The sequence below is a fragment of the Pseudooceanicola sp. NS-SX8 genome, assembly GCF_057380755.1.
This window is the reverse complement of record NZ_CM170819.1, coordinates 355,822-372,500: the sequence shown is the minus strand read 5'-3', so window position 1 is coordinate 372,500 and position 16,679 is coordinate 355,822. Positions and strand designations below refer to the sequence as shown.

At 66.9% G+C, this 16,679-nt stretch carries 16 protein-coding genes (1 of these 16 running past the window's edge); 5 read left to right on the top strand and 11 right to left on the bottom strand.

Going from position 1 to position 16,679, the window contains the following annotated elements:
- From msrP to AC2IR1_RS01595, 4 genes are all read right to left on the bottom strand, one after another.
- A protein-coding gene (gene msrP, locus AC2IR1_RS01610; protein ID WP_486474541.1) for a protein-methionine-sulfoxide reductase catalytic subunit MsrP crosses the window boundary here: on the bottom strand, positions 1-714 show its 5' portion. Its footprint begins 201 nt before the window's first position; only the first 714 of its 915 coding nucleotides appear in the window; the start codon lies at positions 712-714; the stop codon falls past the left edge of the window.
- 194 nt (positions 715-908) lie between these two features.
- Positions 909-2,453: an FMN-binding glutamate synthase family protein gene (locus AC2IR1_RS01605; protein ID WP_486474540.1), complete on the bottom strand. Its 1,545-nt coding sequence runs from the start codon at positions 2,451-2,453 to the stop codon at positions 909-911.
- Positions 2,454-2,874: 421 nt separating this feature from the next.
- On the bottom strand, positions 2,875-3,162 hold the full coding sequence (locus AC2IR1_RS01600) for an HU family DNA-binding protein (RefSeq protein WP_010141693.1): 288 nt from the start codon (positions 3,160-3,162) through the stop codon (positions 2,875-2,877).
- A 143-nt stretch (positions 3,163-3,305) separates the two neighbouring features.
- Positions 3,306-4,772: an AMP nucleosidase gene (locus AC2IR1_RS01595; RefSeq protein ID WP_486474539.1), complete on the bottom strand. Its 1,467-nt coding sequence runs from the start codon at positions 4,770-4,772 to the stop codon at positions 3,306-3,308.
- A gap of 121 nt (positions 4,773-4,893) precedes the next feature.
- On the opposite strand from AC2IR1_RS01595, the gene AC2IR1_RS01590 reads away from it, so the two are divergent.
- Together AC2IR1_RS01590 and AC2IR1_RS01585 are read left to right on the top strand one after the other, a co-directional pair.
- Entirely contained in the window at positions 4,894-5,760 is an 867-nt protein-coding gene (locus tag AC2IR1_RS01590) for an SDR family oxidoreductase (RefSeq protein ID WP_486474538.1), read from the top strand.
- A 51-nt stretch (positions 5,761-5,811) separates the two neighbouring features.
- A complete protein-coding gene (locus AC2IR1_RS01585; RefSeq protein ID WP_486474537.1) occupies positions 5,812-6,441 on the top strand; it encodes an exopolysaccharide biosynthesis protein in 630 nt (209 codons plus the stop codon).
- 34 nt (positions 6,442-6,475) lie between these two features.
- Here the strand turns inward: AC2IR1_RS01585 and dxs are convergent, their stop codons facing one another.
- From dxs to AC2IR1_RS01570, 3 genes are read right to left on the bottom strand one after another with little or no spacing between them, the layout of a single operon-like run.
- Positions 6,476-8,401, bottom strand: a complete 1,926-nt coding sequence (gene dxs / locus AC2IR1_RS01580) for a 1-deoxy-D-xylulose-5-phosphate synthase (RefSeq protein WP_486474536.1) — start codon at positions 8,399-8,401, stop codon at positions 6,476-6,478.
- A 40-nt stretch (positions 8,402-8,441) separates the two neighbouring features.
- Positions 8,442-9,302: a polyprenyl synthetase family protein gene (locus AC2IR1_RS01575; RefSeq protein ID WP_486474535.1), complete on the bottom strand. Its 861-nt coding sequence runs from the start codon at positions 9,300-9,302 to the stop codon at positions 8,442-8,444.
- Between the two features lie 2 nt (positions 9,303-9,304).
- Positions 9,305-9,547 carry an exodeoxyribonuclease VII small subunit gene (locus AC2IR1_RS01570; protein ID WP_486474534.1) on the bottom strand — a complete coding sequence of 81 codons (243 nt, stop codon included), beginning with the start codon at positions 9,545-9,547 and terminating at the stop codon, positions 9,305-9,307.
- A 114-nt stretch (positions 9,548-9,661) separates the two neighbouring features.
- On the opposite strand from AC2IR1_RS01570, the gene AC2IR1_RS01565 reads away from it, so the two are divergent.
- Positions 9,662-10,630, top strand: a complete 969-nt coding sequence (locus AC2IR1_RS01565; RefSeq protein ID WP_486474533.1) for an aminoglycoside phosphotransferase family protein — start codon at positions 9,662-9,664, stop codon at positions 10,628-10,630.
- A 41-nt stretch (positions 10,631-10,671) separates the two neighbouring features.
- Here AC2IR1_RS01565 and AC2IR1_RS01560 read toward each other — a convergent pair whose 3' ends face one another.
- Entirely contained in the window at positions 10,672-11,385 is a 714-nt protein-coding gene (locus AC2IR1_RS01560; RefSeq protein WP_486474532.1) for a response regulator, read from the bottom strand.
- Positions 11,382-11,879: a MarR family winged helix-turn-helix transcriptional regulator gene (locus AC2IR1_RS01555; RefSeq protein WP_486474531.1), complete on the bottom strand. Its 498-nt coding sequence runs from the start codon at positions 11,877-11,879 to the stop codon at positions 11,382-11,384. Before AC2IR1_RS01555 ends, AC2IR1_RS01560 begins: the two co-directional genes overlap by 4 nt.
- 214 nt (positions 11,880-12,093) lie before the next feature.
- Between AC2IR1_RS01555 and AC2IR1_RS01550 the strand changes: the two genes are divergently transcribed.
- Together AC2IR1_RS01550 and AC2IR1_RS01545 are read left to right on the top strand one after the other, a co-directional pair.
- Positions 12,094-12,960, top strand: coding sequence for a branched-chain amino acid aminotransferase (locus tag AC2IR1_RS01550; RefSeq protein ID WP_486474530.1), 867 nt, complete (start codon positions 12,094-12,096; stop codon positions 12,958-12,960).
- Between the two features lie 656 nt (positions 12,961-13,616).
- Positions 13,617-14,528 carry a dioxygenase family protein gene (locus tag AC2IR1_RS01545; RefSeq protein ID WP_486474529.1) on the top strand — a complete coding sequence of 304 codons (912 nt, stop codon included), beginning with the start codon at positions 13,617-13,619 and terminating at the stop codon, positions 14,526-14,528.
- A 286-nt stretch (positions 14,529-14,814) separates the two neighbouring features.
- Here AC2IR1_RS01545 and AC2IR1_RS01540 read toward each other — a convergent pair whose 3' ends face one another.
- On the bottom strand, positions 14,815-15,543 hold the full coding sequence (locus tag AC2IR1_RS01540) for an HpcH/HpaI aldolase family protein (protein ID WP_486474528.1): 729 nt from the start codon (positions 15,541-15,543) through the stop codon (positions 14,815-14,817).
- A gap of 13 nt (positions 15,544-15,556) precedes the next feature.
- Complete coding sequence (lplAB, locus tag AC2IR1_RS01535) at positions 15,557-16,606, bottom strand: lipoate-protein ligase LplAB (protein ID WP_486474527.1); 1,050 nt, start codon at positions 16,604-16,606, stop codon at positions 15,557-15,559.
- Positions 16,607-16,679: the final 73 nt, after the last annotated feature.

Below are 16,679 nucleotides of genomic sequence, written 5' to 3'. Positions count from 1 at the left end.
GGTGAAGGGCTGCTCCTCCTGCAGGGTGATGCGCACGATCGACTTGATCGACTTGAAGCCGTACTTCCACGGCACCACCAGCCGCAGCGGCGCACCGTTCTGGTTCGGCAGGTCCTTTCCGTAGATCCCGGTCGCCAGGATCGTCAGCGGATGCATCGCCTCGTCCAGGCGCAGGCCCTCGCGGTAGGGCCAGTCCAGCACGCGACGGCCGACGCCGCGCATCTCGTCCGGGCGCAGGGCGGTTTCGAAGGCAACGTATTTCGCCCCGGACTGTACGCCCACCTGCTCCAGCAATTCCGAAAGCTGGAAGCCGTTCCAGGGGATCACCATCGACCAGGCCTCGACGCAGCGCAGGCGGTAGATGCGCTCCTCGATTTCCTTGCCCTTCAGGATGTCTTCCAGCCCGTAGGTGCCGGGCTTGTCGACCATGCCGTTGATCTCCACCGACCAGGGCGCCACGGTCAGCGCCTCGGCATAGCGGGCGGGATCTTCCTTGCCGGTGCCGAACTCGTAGTAATTGTTGTAGTTGGTGATGTCCTCGAAGTCGTTGGGCTTCAGCCCCTCGGGGGCGGCCATGGCGGGCGCGGCAGCGAACCCGCCGATCGACCCGATCCCCAGCCCCGCCATCCCGGCCATGATGCTGCGCCGGTTGAGGTAGAGGTGTTCGGGCGTGACATCGTTTTCCGTCAGCTTGCCGTTCCAGTTGCGTCGCATGGCGTCTCTCCTCTGGTCATCCCCGCCCGGTCATCGCCACGGGGCTTTCCCTGTCTACGAGGTAGCAGCCCTTCCGGTTCAGACAAAATGAGACCTTGTCACAGCTGCGCCAGATCCCTGAAACAATTCGCCCTGAATAGCGACGCCCGCGCCTTTCCGGGGGCGCGGGCGTGAAACAGGTCATCCGGGGCGGGTCAGCGCAGGTCAGGTGCCTGGATCGGCGCCTCGTTCACCAGGCTGCCTTCGGCCACCGCCCCCGCATCTTCGTAAGAGGGGCGCAGCTTGCGCAGCACCACGGAATTGCCATCCGCCTGCACCAGCCGCACATGCCGCCGCCGCATCAGCCGCGGTTCGGCCACCCCGACGGAATGGGCGATCATCTCCACCTCATTGATGACCCCGCGCGCATAGTTCGACACGCCCTTGTACTTCTTCTGCACCACCAGGCCGCGTTGCAGGTGCGGATCGTGGGTGGTGATCCCCGTCGGGCAGGTGTTCTTGTTGCACTTCAGCGCCTGGATGCACCCCATGGAGAACATGAACCCCCGGGCGGAGACGACGAAATCGGCGCCCGCGCAGATGGCAAAGGCCACGTCGGCGCTGTTCACCAGCTTGCCAGAGGCGATGATCCGGATGCGGTCGTGCAGGCCGAAGCGGTCGCGCATGTCGACGATCCGCAGCAGCGCCTCGCGCAGGGGCATGCCCACCAGGTCCATCAGCGGCATCGGCGCAGCACCGGTGCCACCCTCGCCGCCGTCGATGGTGATGAAGTCGGGCGCCGATTCCGGGCCCCGCTCCGCGATCATCTCGAAGAATTCCTCGTAGGCATCCGACGAACCGATCACGGTCTTGAAGCCGACGGGCTTGCCGGTGACTTCCCGAATGTGGGCGATCATGTCCAGCAGGTCGCCGAAATCGTCGATCTCCTTGTGGCGGTTCGGGCTGATCGCGGGCTTGCCCATGGGCACGCCCCGGATCCGCGCGACCTCCTCGTCGATCTTGGCCGCGGGCAGGATGCCGCCCTTGCCGGGCTTGGCGCCCTGCGCCAGCTTCAGCTCGAACATCTTGATCTGCGGCTTGGCCGCCATGTCGCGCAGCTTCTCGTCCGACAGGTTGCCATCGTGATCGCGCACCCCGAACTTCGCCGTGCCGATCTGGTAGACAAGGTCGGCCCCGCCTTCCAGGTGATAGGGCGACAGCCCGCCCTCGCCGGTGTTCAGCCAGATCCCCGCATCCTTGGCGCCCTTCGACAGGGCCTCGATCGCCGGGCGGGACATGGCGCCATAGGACATGCCCGAGATGTTGAAGATCGACGGTGCATTGTAGGGATGGCGCGCATGCGGGCCGATCACCATCGGCTTGGTCGCGGAAAACTGGTCGTCCAGCGGCGGGAAGGCCGCGTTGACGAAGATCGGCGTGCCGGGGATCGACAGGTTGCGGGTCGATCCGAAGGCCAGCGTGTTGCTGGCCCCCTTGGCGGAGTTGTAGACCCAGTCGCGCTGCGCCCGGTTGAAGGGCATCTCCTCCCGGTCCATGGCAAAGAAGTACTGACGGAAGAATTCGCCCAGCTTGGTGAACATCCCGCGGAAGCGCCCGATGACCGGATAGTTCCGCCGGATCGCGTCCTCCCTCTGGCTCAGGTCCAGCAGGAACATGACCACGACGGCCAGCACCGCCAGGCCGATGGCCAGCAGGAAGATGAAGACAAGCCACTCGACAAACGGCGCGATGAATTCCATGGGGGCCTCTTTCCAGCGCGGATGCTCTCGCTGCACCTTGGCGAAGGTGGGCAGCCCTCGCAACCGCTGATCCGGAAAAGCGGCCCGCGCGCAACATCACGACCGCGCGCGCCGGCGGGCAGGGTCGCCTTCGGCCCGCCCCCACCCAACCTCGACAGCCCCCGGCAAGGCCCTTCGAAGCTCCGTCGGCGCGCGCGTCCCGACCTCACCCGGCCGGCCCCGGCGGCCCGAAAACGCACCCCCGCGATACCGACAGGATACCGACGTAATACCGACGTTTTTTTCGGGGCTTTTCAGCCGCTTCGCAAAACAACTACGGGCTGGGATCGCAGTGGGTCCGCGGCAAAGAAAAAGGCTGCCCGAAGGCAGCCTGTCCGAAACCGTTTCGGGGGCCTGGGCCCCCGTCCGGATCTCAGGTCGATCAAGCGTTGACGCTGTCTTTCAGCGCCTTCGCGATGGTCATCTTGACCACCTTGTCGGCCTCTTTCTTGATCTGCTGGCCGGTGGCCGGGTTGCGCACCATGCGCTCGGGACGTTCACGGCAATAGATCTTGCCAACGCCGGGCAGGGTCACGGCGCCACCTTCGGACACTTCCTTGGTGATGACGGCCACCACGGCATCCAGCGCGGCGGAAGCGGTCTTCTTGTCTTCGCCCATTTCCTCGGCCAGTGCGGCCACGAGCTGGGTCTTCGTCATCGGCTTTGCCATTCAAGGTCTCCTTTTCACTGCCCGATGTCTTGGGCCTCGTGCCGCGCATATAACGTCATGTAGGGGGCGGGCACAACAAATAGAGTATGTTTTCTTGCCTTTTCTGAGGTCCCGTGGCCATTTGACCAGCGAGTATGTGCCCATCAGAGAAAGGCGGTTTCGTCGAAGCTGCGCAGCTTCCGGCTGTGTAGTCGTTCCAGTGGCATGTCGCGCAGCGTCTCCATCGCCCTGATACCGATCATCAGGTGACGTGCAACCTGTGTTTTGTAGAAATCGGTCGCCATGCCCGGCAATTTCAGCTCGCCATGCAGCGGTTTGTCCGAAATGCACAGCAGGGTGCCGTATGGAACCCGGAAGCGGAAGCCATTGGCGGCGATGGTCGCGCTCTCCATGTCCAGGGCGACAGCGCGGGACTGGCTCAGCCGTTGCACGGGGCCCTTCTGGTCGCGCAACTCCCAGTTCCGGTTGTCCAGGGTGGCCACGGTGCCGGTACGCATAATCCGTTTCAGATCATAGCCTTGCAGCTTCGTTTCGACCTCGACCGCCTCTTCCAGGGCGACCTGGATTTCCGCCAGGGCGGGGATCGGCACCCAGACCGGCAGGTCGTCGTCCAGCACCTTGTCCTCCCGCAGGTAGGCATGGGCCAGGACGAAATCGCCCAGGTTCTGGCTGTTTCTCAGGCCCGCGCAGTGGCCCACCATGACCCAGGCATGGGGGCGCAGAACGGCGATATGGTCCGTTGCGGTTTTTGCGTTCGACGGCCCGACGCCGATGTTGACCAGCGTGATCCCGCCGCCCCCGGGGCGCTTCAGGTGGTAGCTGGGCATCTGCGGCATCTTGAGGGAGGGCGGAATCTCCGCCTCCGGGTCCGTGATCTCGACGTTTCCGGTCGATACGAAACTGGTGTAGCCGCTGGCCGGATCGGCAAGCATGCGCCGGGCGTAGGCTTCGAACTCGCTGACGTAGAACTGGTAGTTCGTGAAAAGCACGTGGTTCTGGAAGTGCTCCGCATCGGTCGCGGTGTAGTGCGACAGCCGCGCCAGGGAGTAATCCACCCGCTGCGCCGTGAAGGGCGCCAGCGGCCCCGCGCCGTCGGGCCCCGGCTGATAGGTGCCGTTGACGATGTCGTCGTTGGTGGTGTTCAGGTCCGGCACGTCGAAGACATCGCGCAGGATGAAGCTGCCCGCGCCTTCCTGCGGCACGGTGATCCCGGCGTTCGCCACCGCGAAATGCACCGGCATCGGCGTGTCGGAGGGGCCGATTTCGACGAAAGTGTCATAATTTTCAATCAGAAGGCCGATCTGCTGCAACAGGTAGTTCCGGAACAGGTCCGGCCGGGTGATCGTCGCAGCATAGACCCCCGGCATGGCCACGTGGCCAAAGCTGAGGCGGGAGTCGATCTGGGCAAAGCTGGTCGTGGTCAGGCGCACTTCGGGGTAGAAGGCGCGGATGCGGCGCGCGGGCCGGCCCTCTGCCATGGCCTTGAGGAAGTGAACGCGGAGGAACTCCGCGGCTTCTGCATAGAGGGCTTCAAGCCGGGCAACGGCGGCCTCGGCATCGGTGAACTTCTGGGACGCGGCGGATTCCGGGCTCAGGATCTGTTCATTCATTCGTGATTCCTTTCTGACCTTTCTGCTTTGCAACTTGCGCCCGTGCAAGTCTCCCGACGGTAGCGGGGGGACGTAACAGCTGTCCCTTGCCAGAACGCCCCGCAGACCGCATCTGTTGGCCATGACCCGACTGCTTCTTTCCTTCGGCCACGGCTATTCGGCCCGCGCCCTCACCGCCCTGCTGCCCCGTGACAGCTGGGATATCCACGGCACCACGCGTTCGCCCGACAAGGCGAAGGAGATCGCGGCCACCGGCGTGACCCCGCATCTGATGCCGGGCGAGGGCCTCTCGCCGCTGATCGCCCGGGCGACGCATCTGCTGATTTCGGCCGGGCCCGACGCGGACGGCGATCCGGTGCTGCGCCACTACGGCGCCCAGATCGCGCAGCGCGCGCCACAGCTCGAATGGGTGGGCTACCTGTCGACAACCGGGGTCTACGGGGATCACGCCGGCGGCTGGGTTGATGAAACCACCCCCCTGACCCCCAGCACCCGACGCGGCAAGTGGCGCGCGCAGGCAGAGGCCGCCTGGCAGGCCATCCCCTCGCTTCCCTTGCATATTTTCCGCCTCGCCGGGATCTACGGCCCCGGGCGCGGCCCCTTTGCCAAGGTGCGTGCCGGCACGGCACGGCGGATCCTGAAACCCGGGCAGGTCTTCTCCCGCATCCATGTGGAGGATATCGCCCAGGTCCTCGCCGCCTCCATCGCGCGCCCGAACCCCGGCGCGATCTACAACCTGTGCGACGACGATCCCGCGCCGCCGCAGGATGTCATCACCCATGCGGCGGAACTGCTGGGCCTGCCCCTGCCCCCGGCCGAAGATTACGCCACGGCCGAGATGACCCCCATGGCGCGGTCCTTCTATGCCGAAAGCAAGCGGGTGCGGAACGACCGCATCAAGCAGGAACTGGGGGTAACCCTGCGCTATCCCGATTACCGCGCCGGCCTTGCCGCACTACTGGAGGGCGAAGATGCGCCGATCCGCTGACACTTCCCCTGAACCAACCCTGCGCTGCGGCGTTGTAAGGGCATGGCAAGCATGACGGATCAGATGGCAGAGGATGACAACCAGCCCCTGCGCTCACTCGGCGACATCCTCGATGCGCTCGAAAACGCGGCGCATGGCGGCAAGGTCTCCCTTGGCGATGTGGTGGATGAGGTCGGCACCCGCGCCTTCGCCCCGATCATCCTGGTGCCCGCGCTGATCCTCGTTTCGCCCCTGTCGGGTATCTTCGGTCTGCCGACCATCGGCGCGATCTTCATCTTCCTTATCACGGTGCAGAAGCTTCTGGGCCGGACGAACGTCTGGATCCCCGGCATGCTGCGCCGGCGCAAGGTCAGGGACGAAAAGCTGAAAAAGGCGGTTTCCTGGCTGCGGCGGCCCTGCGGCTGGGTGGACAGGCGCACCCACACACGGCTGACCGCGCTTGTTTCCCGCCCCGCCAACCTGGTGACGATCATGGTGATCCTGGCGATCTGCCTGATCATCCCCGCGTTGGAGCTGCTGCCCTTCGTCACGACGATCTTCGCGCTTGCGATATCCCTTTTCGCCGTGGGCCTTCTGACCCGCGACGGGCTTTTCACCCTGCTGGGCTACACCCAGGTGGCCCTGTCCAGTTCGCTGGTCTGGTGGCTGGTGACCGGGGGGGACGGCACGCTGACCGGGTGATCCGGCCCCGGTCGATCAGGCGCGCCCGTCTCGATCAGGCACGCCGGTCCAGGCGTTCCACACCAAGCACATCCAGCACCTTTGCCTCGATGTCCCCGGCGTTGAGCTTTGCCACCGCGTACATGTCGGCCGGGCTGGCCTGGTCGATGAAGGTATCGGGCAGCACCATGGAGCGGTATTTCAGCCCCTTGTCGAACACGCCTTCCTCGGCCAGCAGCTGTGCCACGTGGCTGCCGAAGCCGCCGATGGCGCCTTCCTCGATGGTGATCAGGGCCTCGTGGTCGGCGGCCAGTTGCAGGATCAGGTCGCGGTCCAGCGGCTTGGCGAAACGCGCGTCGGCCACGGTGGGGGAGATGCCGCGCGCCTGCAGCGCCTCGGCGGCGTCCAGCACTTCTTTCAGGCGGGTCCCGAAGGACAGCAGCGCCACGCGCCCGCCTTCGCGGATCATCCGGCCCTTGCCGATCTCCAGCGGCACGCCCACTTCGGGCATTTCGACGCCCACGCCTTCCCCACGGGGATAGCGGAAGGCGATGGGACCCTCGTCATGGGCGGCGGCGGTGGCCACCATGTGCTTCAGCTCCGCCTCGTCGGCGGCGGCCATCACCACCATGCCCGGCAGGTTGGCCATGAAGGCGGTGTCGAAGGCCCCGGCGTGGGTCGCGCCATCGGCCCCCACAAGGCCCGCGCGGTCGATGGCGAAACGGACGGGAAGGCGCTGGATCGCCACGTCGTGCACCACCTGGTCATAGCCGCGCTGCAGGAAGGTCGAATACATCGCACAGAAGGGCCGCATGCCCCCGGCGGCCAGTGCTGCGGCGAAGGTCACGCCGTGCTGCTCCGCGATGCCCACGTCGAAGGTCCGCGACGGGTAGCGCTCCGCCATCAGCTGCAGCCCGGTGCCGTCGGGCATGGCGGCGGTCACGGCACAGACCCGGCTGTCCTCGGCCGCCAGCCGCACCAGCTCCTTACCGAAGACGGAGGTGTAGCTGGGCGCGTTCGACGGCGCCTTCTGCTGCTTGCCGGAGGGTACGTCGAATTTCGCGGTGGCATGCCCCTTGTCCTGCGCCCGCTCTGCCGGGGCATAGCCCTTGCCCTTCTTGGTCACCACGTGGATCAGAACCGGCCCGTCCGCCCGCGCCTTGACCGTGCGCAGCACCGGCAGCAGCTGCCCCATGTCATGGCCGTCCAGCGGTCCGATGTAGCTGAAGCCCAGTTCCTCGAACATGGTGCCGCCGACGGCGATGCCCTTCAGCATGTCCTTGGCCCGCTTCGCCCCCTCCTGGAAGGGCGGCGGCAGCAGGGAGACGGCGCCCTTGGCGGCATCCTTGAAGGTCTGGAACGGATCCCCGGCATAGAGCCGCGACAGGTAGGAAGACAGCGCGCCGGTGGGCGGCGCGATGGACATCTCGTTGTCGTTGAGGATGACGATCAGCCGCTTCTTCAGGTGGCCCGCGTTGTTCATCGCCTCGAAGGCCATGCCGGCGGACATGGCGCCATCGCCGATCACCGCAATCGCATCGCCCAGCCCTTCGGGCACCTGGCCGCCCAGGTCGCGCGCGACGGCAAAGCCGAGCGCAGCGGAGATGGAGGTGGAGCTGTGCGCCGCCCCGAACGGGTCATAGGGGCTTTCGGACCGCTTGGTGAACCCCGACAGACCATCCTTCTGCCGCAGGGTGCGGATGCGGTCGCGGCGGCCGGTCAGGATCTTGTGCGGATAGGACTGGTGGCTGACGTCCCAGATGATCTTGTCGCGCGGGGTGTCGAAGATCGCATGCAGCGCGACGGTCAGTTCGACCACGCCCAGGCCCGCGCCAAGGTGCCCCCCGGTTTCGGACACGGCGGCGATCGTCTCTGCCCGCAGCTCGCCCGCCAGGCGCCGCAACTCGGCGTCGGAGAGGCCCTTCATGTCCGCAGGCGTCACGACGCGGTCAAGAAGCGGGGTCTCTGGTCTCTGGCTCATGGCGTGCTCTTGGGTCTGGCGGAGGCGTGCCTCCGCGCTGTCAGCTTTGGCGCGAGATAACGAAGCGGGCGGCGGCCCGCAAGTTTTCTGCTTCCGGTCCATATGGGGCAAGCGCGTCGCAGGCCAAGGTCACAAGGCGCTCTGCCTCGGCCCGGGCGCCTTCAAGACCCATCAGCGACACGAAGGTCGCCTTGCCCGCGGCGGCATCCTTTCCGACACGCTTGCCGGTCTGCGCTTCGTCCCCTTCGACATCCAGGATGTCGTCGGCGATCTGGAAGGCCAGGCCGAAGGCCGCGGCATAGGTGGCCAGCGGCGCCGGATCCTCTCCCGCCATGACCGCGCCGGCGGTGGCGGACCATTCGAAAAGCGCGCCGGTCTTAAGCGCCTGCAACCGCTTGATCTGTTCCAGCGTCAGCGGCACCTCGGCGGTTTCCGCCGCGATATCCTGCACCTGGCCCAGGACCATACCGCGCCCGCCGGCGCCCCGCGCCAGACCACGGATCAGGTTCAGGCGGCGCAGATCCGGCAGGTCGGCTTCGGACAGGATCTCGAAGGCGGCGGCCTGCAGGGCATCGCCCACCAGCACGGCCATCGCCTCATCCCACTTCACATGCACCGTCGGCAGGCCGCGGCGCAGGTCGTCATCATCCATGCAGGGCATGTCGTCATGCACCAGCGAATAGGCATGCACCATCTCGATCGCCGCCGCCGCGTCCAGCGCGGGGCCGGTGCAGATGCCATGCAGGCGCGCGCTTTCCATCACCAGGAAGGCCCGCAGCCGCTTGCCACCGCCGCAGGCGTAGCGCATCGCCTCGCCCAGTTCGCCTTCATAGGGGGCCAGCGCATCCGCCAGATGCGCCGAGACAGCCTCCGCCGCCTCCGCCAAAGCCTGCTTGAACAAGGTCAGAGCCCCTCGACCGGCTTCAGCCCGGCGGGCTTGCCCTCACCATCCAGGGTGATCGCCGCGACCTTTTCCTCGGCCTCGGCCAGCTTCTTCTCGCAGTGCTTCTTCAGCTCGGCACCACGCTCGTAGAGCTTGATGGAGGCTTCGAGCTCCACATCACCGCGTTCCAGCTGGCCGACGACGCCCTCCAGCTCCTTCATCGCGGCTTCGAAGGACATCTCGGAGATCGGGGTTTCGCTCATGTCTGGGTTCCTTGCTGGGCGGCAGTCGGGCGCACCTTACCCCCCACGTCCCGGCGGTTCAATTCGGCTTCTGATGCGTTGACGCAGGCAGGCCCCCGCGCGCAGGATGCCGCCATGAACAGCCTTCTCGACAATGCGGCGGAAACCAACCCCCGGCTGGCGGCCGATGCCGCGGCAGAGCTGCGGGCCCTGCTGCAGAGCACGCCCGGCGAACCGGCGGGGATCCTGCGGCTGGTTCCGGGCCGCAGGGCGGTTTTCGGCGGCAGCTGGGGCGGCCGGCCGGCCGTGTTCCACCTGGCCCAGGGACCGGAGGATATCGCGGCCCAGACCGCCGGCCACGCCGAACAGCAACGGGTCCACGCCTATATGCAAGTGGGCCCGACCCGCGTCCCCGCGCCCCTGGCCCTGCTGGCCGAAGGGCGCATCGCCGTGGTCGAAAGGGTGGACGGCACCCCGTTGCTGGATGCCATGTGGCAGGCAGAGCCGCAGGACAGGCTCGCCCTGCAGGGACTGGGCGCACAATGGCTTGCCGCCCATGCGGCCCCGACAGCGCAGCAGACCCCGACGAACCGTGGCCCCTGGCGGAAGTGGGCCGAAGCAGGCGCCGCCCGGCAGCCCCACCCCCGCCTGCAGCCGATCGAGGCGCGCATCCTGCGCAAGATGCACGCCCTGTCGCGGCGGTTGCGCCCGGTAAAGACCTGGCGCAGCGCCCTGGGGCATGGGGATTTCCACCCCAACAACCTGATCCGGGATCCCGGGGGCATCACCTGGGGGATCGACCTGGGCGCTTCCACCCGCGCGCCGGTCTGCCGTGACATCGCCCGATACCTGGTGCACGGGGCCCGGCGCGGCATGCTGCCCTCGGGCCAGCGACGCTATGGGGTGGATGCCAGCGGCATCGCCGCCTTCGCGGAGGCCTTTTCCTTGACGGAACAGGAGCTTGCCGGCGACCTTCCCTTCTTCATCTGCCACGAGGTCCTGTCGCGCGTCGAACATCCGCAGATGCCCTCACGGCGGATCACCCATACCTTGGCCCTGTCGGAAGCCCTGCTCGAAGACCTGAAAGCGCTGCTGAAGGACTGATCCGCCGCCTGCGGCTGCGGCACGGCGGAACCGCGGGCGCCTCAGTCCGGGGCCAGCATGTAGCCCGCGCCACGGATCGTCTGCAGGTAGCGCGGCTGCTTCGGATCGGCTTCGATCTTGCGGCGCAGCCGGGTGATCTGCACATCCACGGCCCGTTCCTGGGCCCCGGCCTGATCCCCGGAGCCGCCGCGCCCCAGCTCTTCGACCAGCTGAAGCCGCGACAGCGGCTCCCCCGGGTGGGCCGAGAAGATCCGCATCAGCTGCACCTCCGTCGCGGTCAGGCGGACCGGCTGATCCCCCTGCCAGAGCTCCCCCCGGTCGATATCGTACCGCACCTGGCCCAGGTGCAGGACCTTCGGCAGGGACCGGGCATTTGGCGCCTCGGGCACCCGGCGCAGGATCGCGTTGATCCGCAGCAGCAGTTCGCGCGGCTCGAAGGGTTTGACCAGGTAGTCATCCGCACCGGCCTCCAGCCCGCGGATGCGGTCCTCCGCCTCCCCCCGGGCCGTCAGCAGCAGGATCGGGGTGTGCATCTCTCCGCGCAGGCTCTCGGTCAGGGAAATGCCATCCTCGCCCGGCATCATCACGTCCAGCACGATCAGATCGAATTCCAGCCCGGCCAGCAGGCGGCGCGCATGGGCGGCATCGCGCGCCGCGGACACCAGGAAGCCGGAGCGTTTGAGGAACCGCGCCAGCAGGTCGCGGATCCGTTCGTCATCATCGACGATCAGCAGATGCGGATCGGGATCGATCATTGGCCGGCCTCACGAAGGGCCTGGTAACTCTTGCGAATTTCTGTGTCCATCAGGGCTTCCAGAACTTGTCGGAAGCCCGCGACGGCCTCCGGCCCGGCCTTGCGGTAGGCGTCGCGCATCCATTTGCGCTGCGCATCCGACAGCTTGCCTTCCAGCGCCGCCCCCTCCTCCGTCAGGTAAAGGTGACGCTCCCGCTTGTCGGCACGGCCGATCCGGCTTTCCACCAGGCCATCCGCGATCAGCGTGCGCAGGACCCGGTTGAGGCTTTGCTTGGTGACCCCGAGGATCGTCAGCAGGCGGTTGACGTTCATGCCCGGCGCGCGGGCGATGAAGTGCAGCGCACGGTGGTGCGCCCGGCCATAGCCGGTCCCTTCGAGCAGCTGGTCCGGACCCGCAGTGAACCCGCGATAGGCGAAGAACATCGCCTCGATCCCCTGGCGCAGCTGCTCATCCGTCAGGAACAGCAGCGAGTCACCGACCTGAACTTCCGACATGTTCCCTCCTTACCGCGAAGCAGCGCGACGATAGGCAATCGGCGCGCATTAGCCAAGCCACCCCAGCGGCAGCCCCTCGGTGGGAAACTATGTCAGGCTTGTTGACATTCCAAGAATCAAAAGTTACCTACGCCATGCTGCGACGAAATTTTATGTCCGGACCGGACCATTTCGACGCAACATTAGGAAAAAATTTGATGTCAGGAGGTTCGCGATGTCCGCATATGACGACCGCGACGGCAAGATCTGGATGGACGGGAAACTGGTGGAATGGCGCGATGCCAATGTACACCTGCTGACCCATGCCCTTCACTACGCCTCCTCCGTCTTCGAAGGTGAACGCTGCTACAACGGCAAGATCTTCAAGGGGGTGGAGCATTCCAAACGGCTCAAGAAATCCGCCAGTCTGCTGGATTTCGAGATCCCCTACTCCGTAGAAGAGATCGAGGCCGCCAAGTACGCGATGCTCGAAGCCAATGGCTGGACCGATGCCTACGTGCGGGCCGTGGCCTGGCGCGGCGCCGGTGAGGACATGGGCGTCAGCTCCAAGAAAAACCCCGTCCGCCTGGCGGTCGCGGGCTGGGAATGGGGCAACTACTACGGCGACGCCAAGATGAAGGGCGCCAAGCTCGACATCGCCAAGTGGAAGCGGCCGAGCCCGGAAACCATCCCGGTCCACGCCAAGGCAGCCGGCCTCTACATGATCTGCACCATGTCGAAACATGCAGCAGAAGCAAAGGGTTGCTCCGACGCGCTGTTCATGGACTACCGCGGCTACGTGGCCGAGGCGACCGGCGCGAACATCTTCTTCGTCAAGGACGGCGAAGTGCATACGCCGCTGGCCGACTGCTTCCTGAACGGCATCACCCGCCAGACGGTGATCGAGCTGCTGAAGGAAAAGGGCATCCGCGTCTGGGAACGTCACATCGAACCCTACGAGCTGGAAAGCTTCGAGCAGTGCTGGCTGACCGGCACCGCGGCCGAGGTGACCCCGGTGGGCCAGATCGGCGACTACACCTTCGAGGTGGGCGCCCTGGCAAAGGACATGGTCGAGACCTACGAGAAGCTGGTCCGCGCCTGAGCCGCAGACCGGACCGAGAGAGAGGGCCCCCGCGCAAGCGGCGGGCCCTTTTGCTTGCCGAAACCTTACCCGACCGTTTCGAACGTCGGTACTGCAGCGCAGCGACTCACCTGGCCCGAGCCTTGGTTAACAGGGGTTTCGGGGCGAGATCGCAACGTCGGTATCACGTCGGTATTGCGTCGGTATCGCGGCGGTGCAGAAACGCCGGAAGGGCGCGGGTTAACGGTGCGGGCGGTGGTTGGGCGGGAGCGACGGGGGCCAGGCGCTAGGGGTGGTGTCGGGGGGGTGTCGGGGAAGGTGGATTGCATCCACCCTACGGGCGCCCTGCCATTTTCTGGCGTCCAAATATCCTGGGGGGAGGCGCGCGGCACGCGCGGCGGGGGGCAAAGCCCCCTCCCCGGTGTGGCCCACCTTGGCCCGGGACGGCGGGGGGGTACGGCGGGGGGGATTTTGGGAGATCGGCGGGCGGACGGACGGTGGATTGCATCCACCCTACGGATCGCTCCGTGATCGCGCGGGGCGGGCTCTCGGCGTGCCTCCGCCGATCCTGGCGGGGACGGGACCGACGGAAACCGGGATCCGTGCCGTATCATTCTGCGTTACCTTGATGGAAGGGTGGCGCGCCCACCCCTCCGGCATCTAGCCAGGAGAAAAGAATGACCGAATCCAGCCATGATCACACGCATGACCATCCCCACGCGCATGACCTGGGCTTTGCCCACGACCTGCCCCGCATGCTGGGCCGTCGCCGTCTGCTGAGCCTGATGGGCGGGCTGGGCCTGGGCGCCGCGAGCGGCCTGCCCGCCGCCGCGCTGGAGGCCTGCGGCGCCGCCCTGCCCTGGGAAACCGCCGGCCCCTACCCCGCGGACGGGTCCAACGTGAAGGACGGGCAGACCGTCAACGCGCTGAAGCAGGAAGGCATCCTGCGGACCGACATCACCACCTCCTTCGGGGATTTCGAAGGCAGCGTGGAGGGTGTGCCGCTGGAGCTGGAACTGACGCTGATGAACAGCGACGGCTGCACGCCGCTGGCCGGCTACGCGATCTACATCTGGCATTGTGACGGGGGCGGGAAATACTCGCTCTACGACTACACCGATGCGAACTGGCTGCGCGGCCTGGGCGTGGCGGATGACGAAGGCAAGGTGCGGTTCACCACCATCGTGCCCGGCTGCTACGACGGGCGCTGGCCGCATATCCACTTCGAAATCTTCGAGAGTGCCGAAAAGGCCGTGTCGGGCGAAGCCTCGATCCTGACGGCGCAGATTGCCGTACCCGAAGACACCGCGTCGCTTGTCTATTCTGGTGACGCCGACGAATACCCCGAGTCCACCCGCAACCTGGGCCGGATCACCATCCCGTCGGACAATGTCTTTGGCGACAACACGGATGAGGAGATCGCCCAGCAGACCCTGGCGATGGCCGGCGACCTGGAGACCGGATACGCCGGGACGGTGACGATCCCCGTCGACTTCGACGCCGACCGCACGGTCAGCATGCCGGCACCGCCGGAGGGGGGCTTCCCCGAGGGCATGGGCGAGCCGCCGGAGATGCCGAAGAACGACTGATCGAGAGGGATCAGCCAGGAATAGTGGCGCCCACCGGAGACGGTGGGCGTTTTCGTTTGGGGAGTGGCGGGGGTGTGGCGGGGTGAACCCCGCCCTACGGGCATCGTCGCGGTGGGGTTCATTTGCCCGGCAGGCATCATCGCGAGGGATTGGGGGGCAGCCAACGGGCATCGTCGCGGTGGAGCGCATTCGGTCGGCGGGTATCGTTGCGGTGGATTTCATCCACCCTACGGGTACCGTGGCCCCGTAGGGCGGGGTTCACCCCGCCACACCCCCCTGCGCCGGATCACCCGAAGGCCGCTTCCGCCGCGGCGGAGAGCAGCATGCCGTCGGTTCCCTGCAGCACGAACTGCGCCCAGTCGAGCGCCGCATCGCCCGCCGCGCGGTCGAAGGCGAAGATGCCGAGCGACACGCCCGCCGACCGGCAGGCATCCCGCACCATGGCGATGGCATCCTCGAGCGCCAGGTCGGGCCGCCCGGCGCGCAGCGCGAGGCCGAGGTCGGCCGGGCCGATCATCACGTAATCAAGGCCGGGGATCGCCAGGATCTCCTCCAGCGCATCGAGCGCGCCCAGGGTTTCCACCTGCACCCCGATCAGAGGCTGCGGCGCCGCCAGCATGTGCGGCAGGCGGTAGCCGTAGCCCGCCGCGCGGCCCGGTCCGGCGCCGCGCACTCCTTCGGGCGGGAAACGCGCCGCCGCGACGCAGGCCCGCGCCGTGGCCGCATCCGAGACCCGGGGCACCATGACCCCGGCGGCGCCCGCATCCAGCGCCTCTGCAATCAGGTGGGGCACCGCATCGGGGACCCGCACCAGCATCTCCACCCCGTGGCAGCCGGCGGCGCGCAGCAGGTTGGCCAGCCCCTCGCCCCGGAAGGTCGAATGTTCGCCGTCGGCACAGATGAAATCCGCCCCGGCCATGCACAGCAGTTCCGTCACCCCGGGCGCCGGGAAGCTCTGGAAGACGCCGCGCAGGCGGGCGCCGGGGGCGGTCAGTTTCTCTCTCAGCGTGGTCATGCGATCCCTCCGGTCACGGCACCTTGTGGAGCCATTCGTCGCTTTCGAACCGTTCGGCGGCAAGCGCCGCGGCCTTCTCCATCTCCTCCGCCGTGATGGCGCCGGGGGTGCCGCCGTTCATCGCGGTGAAGGTGCCGATCATGCGGGAGATCACCTCTTCGCGCGTCATGCCGGTCTGGCTGCGCACCGGGTCCACGCGCTTCGCCGCCGAGGTGATCCCCTTGTCGGAGATCTTCTCCCGCCCGATCCGCAGCACCTGCAACATCTTGTTGGCATCCATGTCGTAGGACATCGTGACATGGTGCAGCACCATGCCGCCCGCGTAACGCTTCTGCGCCGCGCCGCCGATCTTGCCCTTGGGCGAAGCGATGTCGTTCAGCGGCTTGTAGAAGGCGTCGATGCCCACATCCTTCAGCGCCTGCAGCACCCAGTTGTCGAGGAAGGCATAGGAGGCGGCGAAATCGAGGTCGCCGACCAGCTCCGCCGGGGCGTAGAGCGAATAGGTGATGGCGGAGCCCGGTTCGACGAACATCGCCCCGCCGCCCGTCACCCGGCGCACGACCTGCACGCCCAGACGCGCGGCGGCCTCTGTATCGACCTCGTTCTTCAGGGACTGGAAGTTGCCGATGATGATCGCGGGCCGGTCCCATTGCCAGAAGCGCAGGGTGGGCGCGCGGCGGCCTGCGGCCACTTCGCGGGCCAGCACGTCGTCCAGCGCCAGGTGCATGGCGGGGGAGAGCGGATCGGTGTCGATCACCTGCCATTCGTAGTCGCGCCAGCCCTTGGCGACGCCCAGGGCGCGGCGCACGGCGATGGCGATCGCCTCGACCGAGAAGCCCACCAGCGCGGTGCCTGCGGGGATGCCCTGGTCGAGGGCGGTGATGATCTCTTCGCTCGTTGCGGTGGCGGGCAGGCCGTTCAGCGCGGCGGTGATGTCGCCCAGGGCGTCCTCCGGTTCGAGGAAGAAATCGCCGGAGATCTGCACATCCGCCAGCTTGCCGTCCCGCAGTTCCAGATCCGCCACCACGAGCTTGCCGCCCACGACCTTGTATTCACCGTGCATCGCCGTTCCCTTTCCTTTGTGGAAGGTGTGACCCGACGGTGGCGCAGGTGCAAGGGACAGCGGTGCACAGCGG